This window comes from Paenibacillus sp. GYB003, from assembly GCF_036577625.1.
In the GTDB taxonomy this organism is placed as follows: domain Bacteria; phylum Bacillota; class Bacilli; order Paenibacillales; family NBRC-103111; genus Paenibacillus_AB.
This window is the reverse complement of record NZ_JARBDC010000081.1, coordinates 21,564-36,945: the sequence shown is the minus strand read 5'-3', so window position 1 is coordinate 36,945 and position 15,382 is coordinate 21,564. Positions and strand designations below refer to the sequence as shown.

Sequence of the window (15,382 nt, the reverse complement as noted above, 5' to 3'; positions counted from 1 at the left end):
CGACCTCACGGGTATGAACCGTACGCTCTAGCCAGCTGAGCTATGCCGCCATACCAATTCTTGATTATACACTACTTGCCGTCCCGTTGTCAAACCGAGTGAAATTGCACGGAACGACGCGTCCCGGAAGCCAAAAACGCCGACGATCCTGTGCGGACGGCCGGCGTATCAATCTCTGCGTTACGGGCGAATCGCGCTTTACACGCGACGGGCGCCTCTTCCTCCCCGTTTGCCTTCGGTGTTCTTCTTCAAATTCGAAATGCGTTCCTCGCTATCCTTCAGGAAACGGGACATCTTATCCTCGAACGATAAACGGTTTGCGGCAGGTTTAAAGGGGCGGCCACCACGATCGTTACGCGGTCCTCGATCTTCGCGGTCCCGGTTAAACCCGCGCTCGGGGCGGTCCGGACGCTCTCCTGGGGGCCTGTCGACAGCTTGGCGAATGGACAGACCGATTTTGCCGTCTTTGTCCACGTTAATGACCTTCACCAATACTTTGTCTTCCAGCTTAAGGTGATCGTTGACGTCCTTCACATAATTGTCGGCAATTTCGGAGATGTGAACGAGACCGGTCACGCCTGCGGAAAGCTCCACGAAAGCCCCGAAATGAGTAATGCCTGTCACCTTGCCCTCCAACTTGGTGCCCACTTCAATTGCCATAGAATGAAACGTTCCTCCCTAAAATATGTTGGAAATAATCTCTCATACCTATCCATACGCAATTCTCGCAACTTTTGCGACGGCTTAGGGCCAAGAACCCCACAAAGCGACGAATGCCTTCGAAGCATATTCCGTTTGCTTTGCAGGGACTCCGGAATAACCTTTCTATGCGTCAAGAAAAAGTTGCACCAACAGGCAGGCGATGTGAGGATCGGATATGGAGATTATACAAGATTGACGACATAAAGGTCAATAAGGACGTGGGCTCACGGAGATTTGGGCGTGTAAAACAGCGTTTCTCCCGGTCTCGAATAATGATACTCTTTTCTAATTTTTTGCAAAATATATTCGGGATCGTTCAGTCGGTCGATCTCTTTCTTGTAGCCTTCGTTCAGCTTGACGGTCTCCGCCTGCTTCTGCATCAATTCTTCCACTTGCGCCGCCTTGACGCCAAGACGACCTTGCTGGTTCCATAAGATGAGAGCCGCCCAGGTCAAAAAGCCGACCATGGCGAATGCGAGCAGCCGAACGCGGCGGCGGGCGCCTTTATTCGATCGTTCCGGGTTCCCGGTCTGTTTTGCTTCGCGCATTGCTTAACGGGTCCCTCCCAAAGTCCGGTATTATCCGTTCCTGCGGAACAACCGTTTGACCGCTTGTACCCATCGGGCGCACAGGGCGGACAAACGACGCAGCCATTCCGGCATTTTCAATCGCTTCAAGAGAGGCCTTAACAGAAAACGACCGAGGACGAAAAACGGATACAGCAATTGTAACACAATTTTTCCGAGGAAAATAGTAAACGCCCACAAAAATCCGAAAAGGACGATGACGATGCGGTATAAAAGCCGTATCGGTTTGATGACGACGAACTCGACCGTCTTGCCGGCGAAGCGGATCAACGCTTTGACCAGCCGGATGCCGAACAAGACGAGACGGACGGTAAGCCGGCTGAACAGGCGGAAGTAGAGCCATACGCCGAGCAGAAGCGCCAAAAACACGTACAGCCGGACTTGTCCGTCGTTGCTGTACAGCAACAGACGGAAGACGACGAGAGTGGCGACGATCCAATATCCGATGTCGAGCAGCGGAACGAGCCAGCGGGGAGGCCGCAGCTGTCCGGACAAGACGCGGTACACGTCGAACAATACGCCCATGAACGCACCGCTGCCCGCCATGACGGATAACGTCAAAAATTGGACGTTCAGGCTCACTTGAACAACTTCCCGAGAAATCCTTTGGATTTCTCCTGCGCGCTCGCATCGAGATACGTGAGGCCGTGTACCGTCCCCTCAATCGCGACAAGCCCTTGCTCGAGGTTCAAGTTCTTGATATGTAAATTTTGTCCTTTGATCGCCAGGAACCCGCATTCCGTTTCGAGCAAAAACTCTTCGCTGTCGAAGCTTTCGACATTGAGCACGCCGGAAATTTCGAGCAGCTTGCGATTCAGCATCTTCACTTCCTGGCGCTTTTGTTTAACCGGTTCGATCATGGCATGTACCCCTCCCTCTACGACTAGATTATGGGGAGGGGGAGCGGTTTAGAACACAAGAAAGCGGAGACGGGGCGCAAACGAAAAAAACCGGCCTGACGGCCGGCTTTCGGGCGGATTACTCCGCGTTCGATTGCTCGCTGAGAACGGTGTACATCTCTCCCGCTTCTTCCTTCCGGGTCGTTTCGGCGATTCGGTCCACGCGTACGGTCACGCTTTTCTGACCGAACCGGATGACGAGCTCGTCTCCGACTTTGACCGTACTGCTCGCCTTCGCTTCCCTTCCGTTGATCCAGATTCGGCCTTGGTCGGATACGTCCTTGGCGACCGTCCGCCGTTTGATCAATCTGGATACTTTCAGAAACTTGTCGAGACGCATTATTTTACAGCTTCTTTAAGCTTGTTGCCCGCCTTGAATGCAGGAACCTTGGAAGCCGGAATTTTGATCTCTTGACCCGTTTGCGGGTTGCGGCCCGTACGGCCGGAGCGGGTGCGGGTTTCGAACGTGCCGAAACCGATCAGTTGAACTTTGCCGCCGGTGGACAAAGCGTCGGTTACTTCACCAAGAAAACTGTTCAATACGGATTCGACATCCTTTTTGGACAATCCGCTTTTGGCAGCAATGTTGTTTACGAGATCTGTCTTATTCATCGATAAATTCCTCCTAAAAAGTTGGCTTGAAGCTTTCGGCGAGGAAAGCTGGGTTTGCCTGGCTGATAGCCTGTACGGTACTATGTATTCTTTGTCAGTCAGGAAAATCCTTCTGCCATCTCGCATTTTTCGAAAGTTTTTTTGCTTCTTGCCACAAATTTTCCATCTCTGTTAAGCCAGTTTGGTCAAAAGTTTTCCCTTTTAGACGCAGCTGCTCTTCGATATAACCAAATCTTTCCGAGAATTTGCGATTTGTTGCCGATAGCGCTTCTTCGGGATCGATCCGCATCAGACGGGCCAGGTTGACGACGGCGAACAGCAGGTCGCCGACCTCCCCCAGCCGCTCGTCCTCCGATGCCTGCCGCAGCTCGGCGATTTCTTCCTCGACCTTCGCATACACGTCCTCCGGCCGCTCCCAATCGAAGCCGACGCCGGCCGCCTTTTTTTGCAGCTTGTACGCCTTCATGAGGGCCGGCAAGTCGCGCGGGACTCCCGCAAGAACGGACTGCCGCTCCGTGTCGATCCCCTTGCTCCTCTTCTCCTCGGCCTTCATCGCATTCCAGTTGCGCAGCGCCTCGTCGGCGTCTTCCGCCCCGGCGCCGCCGAATACGTGAGGATGGCGGCGGATGAGCTTCCCGTTCAAGCCTTCGATGACGTCGTATACGTCGAAGGCGCCGGTCTCCGCTTCCATCTGGCTGTGCAGCATGATTTGCAGCAGCAGGTCGCCGAGCTCCTCGCACATCGCCGCCGGATCGTCGTCGTCGATCGTTTCGAGCACCTCGTACGTTTCCTCGATCAAATTTTTGCGGATGCTGGCATGCGTCTGCTCGCGGTCCCACGGGCAGCCGTCCGGGCTGCGCAAAATGTCGACGATTTCGCGCAGCCGCTCGAACGAGCGCATGCGGACCGCCTCTTCGTTTGTCCGGGGTACCCAGACGAGCGACAGGTTGCCGTAGCCGTCCAGCCGGTCCAGCTCGTACAGCGGCACTTTGACGATCGTTTCGCGGCCGGCGACGCCGAGCTCATGACCGACGACGACCTCGTGGTCGTCGGGGTACGCGCCCATCAAAAACAGCTTCGCGTCGGAGGCGGTATGCGCGTCGTACACTTGCGCGATAAGCGCGTGCATGCGCGGATCGAGCGAAGCGCCGGAAGCCGGGAGCGCGGTTGCGTCGAACAAGGCGAACCCTTCGATCGGGTCGAAGCCGAAGCGGCTGAACGCTTGGTCGAGGAAGCTTTCGCCTCCCGATACGGACAGCCGCACGCCTTCTTCCGCGCACCGCTCGCGCAGCAGCCGCGTCGTCGATTCGGCGACCATCGGGTGCCCGGGAACGGCGTATACGACCGGCTTCTCCGACGCTTTGGCAAGCCGCAGCAATTCGTCCACGATCGACGCGTACACGTCGTCGAACGACCGTTTCGATTCGTACACGTCGTCGAACGAGCGGACGGCTGCGCCGTTTTGCTTCAAATAGCCGACGACCGGATGCTTGTCCGTCCGGACGTACAGCGGATCGGCCGCCTGTATCGTTTTCCAGGCGCCAAGCGTCAGCTGGTTTTCGTCTCCCGAGCCGAGTCCGATCACGTTTATGGTTGGAGTCATCGAGGAACCTCCCAGGTTTCAATTTGAGACGATGCGCCATTTTCGCAGCACCGGCAGCAGCTTCGCGCCGACCTTCGGCACGGCGGCGAGCTCGGAGGCGCCGAGAGCGCCTGTCGCAAAGAGCGCTGCCGCGAAGACGACGGCGCCGGCGAAGACGGACGCGAGCGCCACGATCGTCTGGCCGAGCCGGTAAGACAGCTCCGGCAGCGCGTAGGCCATCGCCGCATTCAGCGCGTAGGCGACCGCGGCCGTCGCGACGGCCATGATGGCGGTGGCGAGCAAAGGCTTGAGCGCGAAATCGCGCCACGTCAGGCGCAGCAATCCGAAGCGGCGCAGCCGAAGCATGTTCAGGCCGGCCGCCAGGGCGTAGGCGGCCACCGCGGCGGCCGCGGCCCCTTCGATGCCGAAGCGTGGAACGAGCCAGACGTTGAGGCCGACCTTGGCCGCCGCCGCCAGCAGCAGATGAATCGCCGTCGCCCGCTCCGCTCCCAAACCTTGCAGAATCGTCCCGGATACGATCTGCACGACGCTGAAGACGGCCGTGCCGGACAGAACGACCATCGCCTCGTACCCTGCCGCGTCTTCGTAAAACATGACGCTCAGCGGAACCGCCGTCACGGCGATACCGGCGGAAGCGGCGAGCCCGATCAGCCAGACGAGGCGAATGGACGACTCGACGCTGCCCCGCGCTTCGGCGAGCGCTCCGCGCGCCCGCGCCTCCGACAATACGGGGACGAGCGCCACGGACACCGAAGAAACGACCATCGCCACCAGCTGGATGAGCGGCAGCCCATGGTTGTAAAGCCCGAACTGCGCCATCGCTCCGGCTTCGTCGAGACCGCCGCGCATGAGCAGTCTCGGCAAAGTAAACGTATCCGCCAGCGTCAACATCGGCACAACGATCGAGCCGAGACAGATCGGCAGCGCATAGGCGATAAACGTCCGGTACCGTACGCGCCGGACGTCCCGCGTATGGCCGGCGAACGCGGGGCTGCCGCCGGACGCCGCCCGGCTTTCCCGCTTCGCGTAAGAGCGCCAGTAGCCGGCCATGACGGCAAGGCCGGCGAACGCTCCGGCCGCCGAACCGAACGTGGCGCCGGCCGCGATCGTCGCGTCGGACGCCCCCGCCCGCACGAAAGCGAACAGCAGCGCGACCATGACCGCGACGCGAACGAGCTGCTCGATCACTTGGGATACCCCGGTCGGCGCCATGTCGCCCAGCCCTTGAAAATAACCGCGAAGCGTGGCGAGCCACGGAACGAACAGCAGGGCGAACGACACGCTGCGCAAAGCCGCTTCCGTCTGCGAATTGCCGATCCAGAACGCCATCGTTCCCGCCCCGAAGTAAAGCAGCCCGAAGCCGACAAGCCCGGTGCCGACCGAAAGCGCGAGCGCCATCCTCAGCACGCGGCGCGCGCCTTCGGGCGAGCCGAACGCCCGCTCCTCGGCGACGAATCGGGAAACCGCGACCGGGAACCCGGCGGTCGCCAAAAACAACAGAAGCGTATAGAGCGGATATACCGCGTTGTAAATGCCGAATACGCTGTCGCCCGCCACGTTCTGCAGCGGAATTTTCTGCAGCGTGCCGAGCAGCTTGGAAACGATCGCCGCCGCTCCCAGCACGAATGCGCCTTTGACGATCGTTCGCGCGGACGACCGGGGCAGCCCGAAATCTTGTTGCATATGCTTAAGCTTCCCCTCTCGCTACCTGACAGAAGCCACGTTCCCTATATTATAAAGGTCGGCGGAAAGCGAAGTCCAGCTTCGCCCGAAAACGAACAAAGCTTCCCTGCGAAGTGTCCTACTTCTCGGGAAGCCTTACGGAATGCGTTTATTGCTCCATCTGCTTGGCCAAAAACGCGGCGGCCGTTTCCGCCATCTTCGTCTCCATCTGACCCATTTTGACCGATTCGTCCTTGCTGACGAGAATGACGGAGCCGATCGGATCGCCGCCCGCGACGATCGGCGCGATGACGTAGGAGCTGTACGTTTCGCTTACGTCTTTGCACAGTTCGTACTGTCCCGAATTCGTCTCCAGCGACGCTTTTCGGTTTTCCATGCATGTTTCGACGACGGGGCCGATCTGCTTCTCCAAATATTCTTTCTTCGACCCGCCGGCGACGGCGATAATCGTATCCCGGTCGGATATCATCGTAATATGGTTCGTGCTCTCATATAGCGACTCGGCGTATTCTTTGGCGAAATCGCCCAGCTCGCCGATCGGGGAATATTTTTTCAATATCACTTCGCCGTCGCGGTCGACGAAAATTTCCAGCGGATCGCCTTCGCGAATCCGAAGCGTGCGGCGAATTTCTTTCGGTATAACGACTCTGCCCAAATCATCGATCCGACGTACAATTCCAGTTGCTTTCATAGTTCTGGCTGCCTCGCTTTCCAAGTTAGAAATGGTGTGAAGTACGACTGTATGGCCACTCTTGTATTCGCTAATCCTTACAGGAGGCTTGTGAAATTTAACTTTCCGTTGTCTGCCCATAGTATGTTACTGCTCCCATTTTCTTATACAAGCGGGAGAAAAACATAAAGACGCCCGGCGAACCGGACGTCTTCGGCGTTTTGGCGTACAAATTATGCGATTATTTCGCGGCGGGCTGCTGCTCGGTTCCGGAAGGAGCCGGCGTTTGCGGCGCGGTTTCCGCTTTCGGCAGCTTGTCCGTTTCGATTTTCTCGATCATGCCCGGCAAATCTTTCTCGATAAAATCGGAAACCTGCATCTCGGCGAGCTCCGATTTGATCTGGTCTTTCATCTCGTCGAACGTTTTGGACGAGCGCGCTTCGACCCGCATCACGTGATAGCCGAACTCGGTTTCGACCGGATCGCTGATTTGGCCGATCGGCAGCTCGATGGCGGCTTTTTTGAACCCTTCCACCCACTGCGTCACGTCGGCGTTCTCGTACTTCCCGCCGTTGTCTTTGGAGCCGCCGTCGTCGGAATATTCTTTGGCTACGGCCGCGAAGTCGGCGCCGCCGTCGAGCTTCTGCTTCACTTCCTGCGCCCGCTTGAGCGCTTCTTCTTTCGTGCGAATGTCCTTCTCCTGGTTCGCGTCCTTAAGCGAGACGAGAACGTGGCTGACGGTCGCGATCGTATAAGCGTTCGCTTTGGCGTTTTCGTCGTACTTCGCCTTCATTTGGTCGTCGGTCACCTTTTTCTCGGCGTCGCCCAACACGATGAGGCTTTTCAAAATATAGTTCTTAATGTCGTCCTGCGTCAAATTCGCCGCCTTCAGCTGCATATCGAACGCGTTTTTGTCTCCGCCCTGCTGTTCGAAATATTGCTTGATCTGATCCATTTGCTCCTTCGTTTTCGTCTCCGCGTCTTTTTTGGACTGGTCGTCCGCCTTGGCGCCGAGCACTTTGAAGGCGATCAGCTGCTTCATCATGTAATCCTGGAACGTAGGGTCGGTTTCGAACTGAGCGTACATCGGGTTGAAAAATTTGACCGAGCCGACGAACGAATCGTATTCGCCCTTCGTCACGTTTCCGTCTTTGTAGGTCGCTACGACCTCGGTGCCGCCGGCGGCCGCGCTTCCGTTCTTGTTATCTTTACCGCATCCGGTCAAGGCCAGCGCCGTGACGACGACGGCCGCGAGTAGAACCGACAACCGGCGTCTGGTCTTGCTGCGGTTAATTGGCAACATGGCGTAATTCTCCTTTCGTTTTTAAAGCCTCTTTATATTGTACCAGAAATCGTTCGAGCATTTCGATGGATGCTTCTGGATTTAAGCCCTTGCACTTCATCTGGATCGTAATTTGCGGACCCGGGACGAGCTTGATCCGTCCTTCGAACTGCGAGGACAAGGCATGGAGACGCCCACCGTCCAAATTGCCGTTTTCGCTTGCATGGATTTTAAGCTGAATATCATCTCCCTTTTGCGAAATCGACTCTATCGCGTATTCCGCCCCGTATACTTTCAAACGGGCGACGGTGAGCAAATTCAACACCGCCTGCGGCAATGTGCCGAAACGATCCTCGATTTCCTCATACACGTCTTTCGCTTCTTCCAACGTCTTGATATTCGCGACTTTCTTGTAAATCTCAATCTTCTGCATACTATCATAAATATAGTCGGACGGTAAATAGGCGTCAAATGTGAGGTCGATTTGCGTCGCCGGCGCGGCCTTCGTTTCCGGCTGCTCGCCGTGAAGCTCCGCTTTGCGCTTCGCGATTTCTTCCGCCAGCATTTGCGTGTACAGATCGAAGCCGACCGAGGCGATAAACCCGTGCTGCTCCGCGCCGAGCAGATTGCCCGCCCCGCGGATGGCCAGGTCGCGCATGGCGATTTTGAAGCCCGACCCGAGCTCGGTGAATTCCTTGATCGCCTGCAGACGCTTCTCCGCGACTTCGGTCAGCACTTTGTCGCGCTGGTACGTGAAATACGCGTAAGCGATCCGGTTCGAGCGCCCGACGCGGCCGCGAAGCTGGTACAGCTGCGACAGCCCCATTTTGTCGGCGTCGTGCACGATGAGCGTATTGACGTTCGGGATGTCGACGCCCGTTTCGATAATGCTCGTGCTGACGAGCACGTCGTATTCGCCGTCGAGAAAATCGAGAATCGTCTTCTCCAGCTCCTGCTCGGACATTTGCCCGTGCGCCACGCCGACCTTCGCGTCGGGCACGAGAAACGAAATTTGCTCGGCTATTTGGTTGATGCCCTGCACCCGGTTGTACAAATAGTACACTTGTCCGTTGCGCGCCAGCTCCCGCTCGATCGCCTCGCGCACGAGCGCGTTGCTGTGCTCGACGACGTACGTCTGCACCGGGAAACGATTTTCCGGCGGCGTCTCGATAACCGACAAATCCCGTACGCCGAGCATCGACATATGCAGCGTGCGCGGGATCGGCGTGGCGGTCAGCGTCAGCACGTCGACGTTCGTTTTCAGCCGCTTCAGCTTCTCCTTGTGCGACACCCCGAAGCGCTGCTCCTCGTCGACGATGAGCAGGCCCAAATCTTTGAAGACCATATCCGCGGACAGCAGCCGGTGCGTGCCGATGACGATGTCGACCGACCCCTGCTTCACGCCTTTGATCGTCTCCTTTTGCTCCTTCTGCGAGCGGAAACGGCTGAGCACCTTGATCGTGATCGGGTAATCGGCGAACCGTTCGCGGAACGTCTCGTAATGCTGCTGGGCCAAAATCGTCGTCGGCACGAGCACCGCGACCTGCTTGCCCTCGATCGCCGCCTTGAACGCCGCGCGAACCGCGACCTCCGTTTTGCCGTATCCGACGTCCCCGCATAGTAAACGATCCATCGGCCGCGGAAGTTCCATATCTCTTTTAATTTCTTCGATCGCGCGCAGCTGATCCGGCGTCTCGTCGTAAGGAAACATGCTTTCGAATTCTTGCTGATACGCCGTGTCTTTATTGAATCCGTAGCCGGTAGCGACCTGGCGCTCCGCATACAGCTTGATCAGATCGTCGGCGATGTCCTGCACCGTGCTGCGCACTTTGTTTTTCACTTTCGCCCAGTCCGCGCCGCCGAGCTTGTATATTTTCGGCTCCTTTTCCTCGGAACCGACGTACTTCTGAATGAGGTCGATCTGATCGATCGGGACGGACAGCTTGTCGCCGCCGGCGTACAAAATGTGCATGTAATCTTTATGGATGCCGCCGACCTCGAGCGTGCCGATGCCGACGTACTTGCCGATGCCGTGGTTGACGTGAACGACGTAATCGCCGACCTTCAGCTCGCTGTAGCTTTTGATCCGCTCCGCGTTGTCGATCTTTTTGTCGGTTTTGCGCACTTTGCGGTTTTTTTGCGTGAACATTTCGCCTTCGGTAATGACGACGAGATGGATCGACGGGAGCTCGAAGCCGGCCTGCAGGTTGCCGTTCAAAATAGCCGGCTCCTCGATCTCGTAATCGCCGAGCACGCGGCGCACCCGCTCCACGCGCTCGACTCCGCTCGCGAGCACCATGACGCGCGCGCCCGTCTTTTTCCAGCGCTCCATCTCGGATTTGAGCACGTTCATTTGGCCGTGGAAATTTTGCATCGCCCGGCACATGAAATTGACGACGTTTTGCGGCTGCGTCTGCGGCACTTGGCGCAAAAACAAAGAAACGTACAGCGTCGGAAACGCCGTCCGGTGCAAAATCGTCTCGTACGTTTTGGACATGACGAAGCCGGGGAGCGACTTGCCTTCCTGCAGCAGGTTCGTCATCCATTCCCCTTCGTCCCGTTCGAGCTGCTTGGACGTTTCCAGCAGCCGGCTCGGCTCGTCGATGACGAGAATGGCGTCCTTCGGAATATAATCCATCAGCGTATGGCGTTCCGGATACAGCAGTCCGACATATTTATACAGGCCGGCGAAAAATTGATGCTCGCGCAGCCGTTCGATTTCATCTCCGATTTCTTCCTTCAGCTTATCCTTCACTTGGCGGTCGGTCATCCGGGCAAGCTGCTCCTGCAGCAAATCGTAGGCGTGGTCGGCCGCGTTTTGGAAGCGTTTTCTTTCGGCGATAAGCTCCTTGCAGGGCGTAACGACCACGGAGTCGAGCTTGTCGATCGAACGCTGGTCGGCCGCGTCGAAGCTGCGGATCGAATCGACTTCCACATCGAACAGCTCGACCCGGTACGGCGTTACGGACGTCAGCGGATAAAAATCCAAAATGCCTCCGCGCACGCTCATCTCGCCCTTGGACTCGACGCGCTCGACGCGCTCGTAGCCGAGCTCGACCATACGCTGCAGCAGCGAATCGAGGTCGATCGCGTCGCCGACGCGAATTTCGAACTGCGCTTCGCGGAAAACGGCGCTCGGCGGCAGCAGCTTCCGCACGCCCGCGAACGGCACGACAACGACGCCCCGGAACCCTCCGGCGAGGCGGGTTAGAGCGTCGATCCGCTGCGATAGCGTTTCCGGGCTAGCCACGGCCGCTTCCGTCACCATCAGCTCGTTCGCGGGATAGAGCAGCACCTGCTCCTCGGACAAACATTCCAGCAAGTCTTCGGTCATCTTCTGCGCCGAAAACATATTGTGCGTCACGACGAAAACGGGCCGTTCGAGCTTCTCGGCCAATGCGGAAATAAACACTTGGCGCGCGGAACCGGCCAAGCCCGATACGAGCTGCTCGCGCATGCCCGACTCGATGCCGGTAACGATCGATAAAAACTCGCGGTCCTCGGAAAAGGCACGAATCAATGATTGCAACGGTGAACACTCCTTTATTCAAACAAAGCAAGCAAAGAAGAAAAGCTTCCGATCGAAGCCTTTCGAAGTTGTAGCATTTCGTTTAGGCGCGCAGCTTTCCCGTATAGTCGGAAAATGCGTCATTCGCTTTAGTGCTTTAATGAAGACAAGCGTCCTCCTGCGATCAAAAAGAAAGCCTGGGCGAATGTACCGAGGCCTAGTATTCGCATTCGATCGAAGCCGGATCCGTGCTCGCAATCGCGGCAATCCTCTACTGAAGCGGACTTGCGACCATATTCAATTCCGGGTGTTCGTCCAGCGCCTTGCGGCAATACTCGCACGTAAGCTTGACGAGCACGTCGCCGTTCTGGCTATACGTAATTATATCGCTGCGCTCTTCGGGGGTCAAGAAATGGAACCCGAGCTGAAGCTCGTTCACCTGCGGATTGTCGATTTCCCCGAGCGGCGCCGCGCAATGCCTGCACACGTATTTGACTGTCATCGGTACGTCCTCCTGGCCGATTCGCTCATTTTGCTTCGCTTGCTTACTAGTATGATCCGATATTCGCAAACTTAGCCATCCTGTCGCCGGCTTCGGAGGACGTTTTTCTTTTCGGAAAGCTTCGCTCTTACTGTTACCCGTTGAACTTGGCCATCGTTTTGTCGAAGCTGTTGTCCAGCGCGAACTCAAGCGCATCGACCGCCAGCTGCACCGTCTCCGGCAGCGTCTTGGCCTCTTCCTTCGTAAAATCGGCGAGCACGTAATCGACGATGCTGTAGCCGGGAGCGGGACGCGAAACGCCGACGCGAATCCGGTTGAACGACTGCGTGCCGGCATGCTGGATGATCGATTTGATGCCGTTGTGCCCGCCTGCGCTACCTTGGTAGCGAAGCCGGATTTGCCCGAACGGCGTGTCCATGTCGTCGTAAACGACGATGCAGTCCTCCAGCGGCGCTTTGTAAAAATCCATGAACGCCCGCATCGACTCCCCCGACAAGTTCATATAGGTCATCGGCTTCAGCAAATACACCTTCTGCCCCTTCACGTGGCCTTCCCCGACGAGCGCCTTGAACTTGTGCTGGCCGACGGTAATGCCCCATTGCTCCGCGGCCCGGTCGATCACCATGAAGCCGACGTTATGTCTGTTGTTCCGGTAGGACGCCCCGGGATTGCCCAATCCTACGATCCATTTCATAACAAGTACCGGTTCCTTTCCCAAAAAAAATTTCGTCCGCTTCTGCAACGAAAGCGTGCGCTCGATTGTCTATGCTAACAAAATCCTAATTAAAGCGAGGGTGGAGCTACATGTATTCAAACGGCGAGCGCATCTCGGAAGACCACCATTTCAATGATCATATCGAAGCCAAGGTTCCGGTGCAAATTTATTTGGATCAAACCCACCGGGACATCGGTTACGTCGAGCGCGTTACGCATTCGTTCATCAAGGTGAACAGCACGTATTACAACCGGGGACTGTATACGTTCGTCTCCCGTCCGGGCTACTAATCCACCCCCATAAAGGGAAAGCCCCTCTCCAATAAACCGAAAAAAAGGGTTACGATCCGCATCGGAACGTAACCCTCTCGTTTTGGCCGCAGCCGGACGCGATCAGTCGCGCCCCACCGCTTCTCCTTCGGTCTCGGCGCCCTTCGTCTCGGCCGTTTTCCCGCCTTCTTCGGCTTCCGCCTCCGCCTCCTCGGTCGCCTTCTGCGGGATCAACATCGTCGCGAGCACGGAGTTTTCGTCCGTCTTCAGCTCGACCTCGGGCGGAAGCTGCAAATCTTTGGCGAGAAAGCTGCCGCCCAGCTCGAGGCCGCTGATATCCACGGCGATCGAGCCCGGCAGATCGTTGGGCAGGCAGCGCACCTCCACCTCGTGAAGCAGCGCCGTCAGCACGCCGCCTTCGCGCTGGGCCGGCGATTCGCCCGTAAACTCGAGTCCGACCATCGCCCGAATCGGTTCGTCCATATTGATTTGATGGAAATCGATGTGAAGCAGGCTGCGCTTCAGGCTGTCGCGCTGAACGCCGTTAATCATAACCGGAAATTTGCCTTTGCCGGGAATATCCATTTCGACGATCGAGTGCTGGTGATGCCTCAGCAGCGCGTTCAGTTCCTTCTCGTCGATGGCGATCGGCGTGCTCGCCACCTTTTTGCCGTAAACGACTCCCGGCACTTTGCCCTGCTCGCGCATTTTGTTCAAATCGGATTTCGTTACGACGCCGTCCCTGGTCTCGGCTTTCAAAGTCGTTTTCATTTCGTGTCGAATACCTCCTGACAAAATGGGCTAGTCTATGTTAATGTACCCATCTTGGGGAGGTATGAAACATCAGGGCGACTTTTTGTTTTCCTTCGCCGCCTTGAATCGGCCCCGCAGTTTTTCGGCATAGCCGGCTTTGTTCGTTTGCCGTTCGCGGGCGATCGCCATATCGTTGTCCGCCACGTCCTTCGTAATCGTCGAGCCCGCGACGACGAACGCGCCTTTGCCGACCGTCACCGGCGCGACCAGATTGACGTTGCTGCCGATAAACGCATCGTCGCCGATGATCGTCTTATGCTTGTTGAAGCCGTCGAAATTGACCGTAATCGCGCCGCAGCCGACGTTGACGTTTTTGCCGATCTCCGCGTCGCCCACATAGCTGAGGTGCGACACTTTGACGCCTTCGTCGAGAAACGCGTTTTTGATTTCGACGAAGTCGCCGATTTTGACCCGGCCGGCCAGCTTCGCGCCGGGACGCAAATAAGCGAACGGCCCTACCGAGCTGCCGTCGCCGACTTCCGCCTCGGACAGCACGGACTGCTTGATGTCGACGCCGCTGCCGACGATCGTATCGGTCAATTCGCAGTTCGGTCCGATCCGGCAGTCTTCGCCGACGACCGTCCTGCCCCGCAGCGCCGTCCCCGGAAGCAATACCGTATCCGCGCCGATGACGACGTCCTTCTCGATATACGTCGCCGAAGGATCGACGATCGTCACCCCGTTCGCCATATGAGCGCGATTGATCCGCTGGCGCATAAACGCTTCCGCCTCCGACAAGGCGATCCGGTCGTTGACCCCGATCCATTCGGATGGATCGTTCGTGCAATAGGCGAGCACCTTTTCCCCTTGCCCGCGCAAAATACCGATAACATCGGTAAAATAGTATTCGTTTTGAGAATTGTCGTTCTTCACATGGGCGAGCGCCGCAAACAGCTTGCGGTTGTCGAAGCAGTACGTGCCCGCGTTGATTTCCCGGATGGCGTCCTCCTCCGGCGAGCAATCTTTCTGCTCCACGATGCGCTCGACGCCGCCCTGGGCGTTGCGCACGACGCGTCCGTAGCCGCCCGGAGCTTCCAGGCTCGCGCTCATGAGCGTTGCCGCGGCTCCTTGCTCGACATGCATCCGGATCATCGCTTCCAGCGAATCCGGCCGGATGAGCGGCGTATCTCCGCAGATGACGACCGTAATCCCGTCTTCCGACTCAAGCATCGGCCGCGCCATCGATACGGCATGCCCGGTGCCGAGCTGCTCCGCCTGCAGGGCGAATTCCGCGCGATCGCCGACGTAGGCTTGAACCGCTTCCGCGCCGTGACCGACGATGACCACTTTTCGATCGACCCGAACCGCTTCCAGAACATCAAGCACGTGGCCGACCATCGGCTTGCCGCAAACCGGATGAAGCACTTTGTACAGCTTCGATTTCATCCGCTTGCCTTGGCCGGCGGCCAGCACAATTCCAAATATACGCATGGCTCCATTCTCCTTCCGCTCTCTTTCGATGAAAAGCTTTGTACGGATTCCCTATCCGACTATATCGCACTTTTATTCAAAAGAAAAGAGAGCCGAATGTCAGGCT

At 57.3% G+C, this 15,382-nt stretch carries 16 protein-coding genes; 1 reads left to right on the top strand and 15 read right to left on the bottom strand.

The window, feature by feature from the left end; all coding sequences use genetic code 11:
• Positions 1-198: 198 nt before the first annotated feature.
• From PV407_RS25835 to pth, 13 genes are all read right to left on the bottom strand, one after another.
• Complete coding sequence (locus PV407_RS25835; RefSeq protein ID WP_332092882.1) at positions 199-660, bottom strand: S1 domain-containing RNA-binding protein; 462 nt, start codon at positions 658-660, stop codon at positions 199-201.
• Between the two features lie 266 nt (positions 661-926).
• Positions 927-1,250, bottom strand: coding sequence for an FtsB family cell division protein (locus tag PV407_RS25830; protein ID WP_332092881.1), 324 nt, complete (start codon positions 1,248-1,250; stop codon positions 927-929).
• Positions 1,251-1,280: 30 nt separating this feature from the next.
• A complete protein-coding gene (yabQ, locus tag PV407_RS25825) occupies positions 1,281-1,871 on the bottom strand; it encodes a spore cortex biosynthesis protein YabQ (RefSeq protein WP_332092880.1) in 591 nt (196 codons plus the stop codon).
• The gene (gene yabP / locus PV407_RS25820; RefSeq protein ID WP_332092879.1) at positions 1,868-2,149 is read right to left on the bottom strand and encodes a sporulation protein YabP; all 282 of its coding nucleotides are present in this window, start codon (positions 2,147-2,149) and stop codon (positions 1,868-1,870) included. The genes yabQ and yabP overlap by 4 nt, the downstream gene beginning before the upstream one ends.
• A gap of 118 nt (positions 2,150-2,267) precedes the next feature.
• Positions 2,268-2,528 carry an RNA-binding S4 domain-containing protein gene (locus PV407_RS25815; RefSeq protein ID WP_332092878.1) on the bottom strand — a complete coding sequence of 87 codons (261 nt, stop codon included), beginning with the start codon at positions 2,526-2,528 and terminating at the stop codon, positions 2,268-2,270.
• Positions 2,528-2,800: an HU family DNA-binding protein gene (locus tag PV407_RS25810; RefSeq protein WP_332092877.1), complete on the bottom strand. Its 273-nt coding sequence runs from the start codon at positions 2,798-2,800 to the stop codon at positions 2,528-2,530. The genes PV407_RS25815 and PV407_RS25810 overlap by 1 nt, the downstream gene beginning before the upstream one ends.
• A gap of 94 nt (positions 2,801-2,894) precedes the next feature.
• Positions 2,895-4,403, bottom strand: coding sequence for a nucleoside triphosphate pyrophosphohydrolase (mazG, locus tag PV407_RS25805; protein ID WP_332092876.1), 1,509 nt, complete (start codon positions 4,401-4,403; stop codon positions 2,895-2,897).
• An 18-nt stretch (positions 4,404-4,421) separates the two neighbouring features.
• The gene (locus PV407_RS25800) at positions 4,422-6,086 is read right to left on the bottom strand and encodes a putative polysaccharide biosynthesis protein (protein ID WP_332092875.1); all 1,665 of its coding nucleotides are present in this window, start codon (positions 6,084-6,086) and stop codon (positions 4,422-4,424) included.
• A gap of 148 nt (positions 6,087-6,234) precedes the next feature.
• Positions 6,235-6,777: a stage V sporulation protein T gene (spoVT, locus tag PV407_RS25795; protein ID WP_332092874.1), complete on the bottom strand. Its 543-nt coding sequence runs from the start codon at positions 6,775-6,777 to the stop codon at positions 6,235-6,237.
• A 220-nt stretch (positions 6,778-6,997) separates the two neighbouring features.
• Positions 6,998-8,059, bottom strand: coding sequence for a peptidylprolyl isomerase (locus PV407_RS25790; protein WP_332092873.1), 1,062 nt, complete (start codon positions 8,057-8,059; stop codon positions 6,998-7,000).
• Positions 8,046-11,567, bottom strand: coding sequence for a transcription-repair coupling factor (gene mfd, locus PV407_RS25785; protein WP_332092872.1), 3,522 nt, complete (start codon positions 11,565-11,567; stop codon positions 8,046-8,048). The genes PV407_RS25790 and mfd overlap by 14 nt, the downstream gene beginning before the upstream one ends.
• A 250-nt stretch (positions 11,568-11,817) precedes the next feature.
• Entirely contained in the window at positions 11,818-12,048 is a 231-nt protein-coding gene (locus PV407_RS25780; protein WP_332092871.1) for an anti-sigma-F factor Fin family protein, read from the bottom strand.
• A 133-nt stretch (positions 12,049-12,181) separates the two neighbouring features.
• Complete coding sequence (gene pth, locus PV407_RS25775; RefSeq protein ID WP_332092870.1) at positions 12,182-12,742, bottom strand: aminoacyl-tRNA hydrolase; 561 nt, start codon at positions 12,740-12,742, stop codon at positions 12,182-12,184.
• A 110-nt stretch (positions 12,743-12,852) separates the two neighbouring features.
• Between pth and PV407_RS25770 the strand changes: the two genes are divergently transcribed.
• Positions 12,853-13,053, top strand: coding sequence for a hypothetical protein (locus PV407_RS25770; RefSeq protein ID WP_332092869.1), 201 nt, complete (start codon positions 12,853-12,855; stop codon positions 13,051-13,053).
• Positions 13,054-13,155: 102 nt separating this feature from the next.
• On the opposite strand, the gene PV407_RS25765 is transcribed toward PV407_RS25770, so the two are convergent.
• Positions 13,156-13,803 (bottom strand): 50S ribosomal protein L25, encoded by a 648-nt coding sequence (locus PV407_RS25765; protein ID WP_332092868.1) that lies wholly within the window; start codon positions 13,801-13,803, stop codon positions 13,156-13,158.
• Positions 13,804-13,875: 72 nt separating this feature from the next.
• Entirely contained in the window at positions 13,876-15,276 is a 1,401-nt protein-coding gene (glmU, locus tag PV407_RS25760) for a bifunctional UDP-N-acetylglucosamine diphosphorylase/glucosamine-1-phosphate N-acetyltransferase GlmU (RefSeq protein WP_332092867.1), read from the bottom strand.
• Positions 15,277-15,382: the final 106 nt, after the last annotated feature.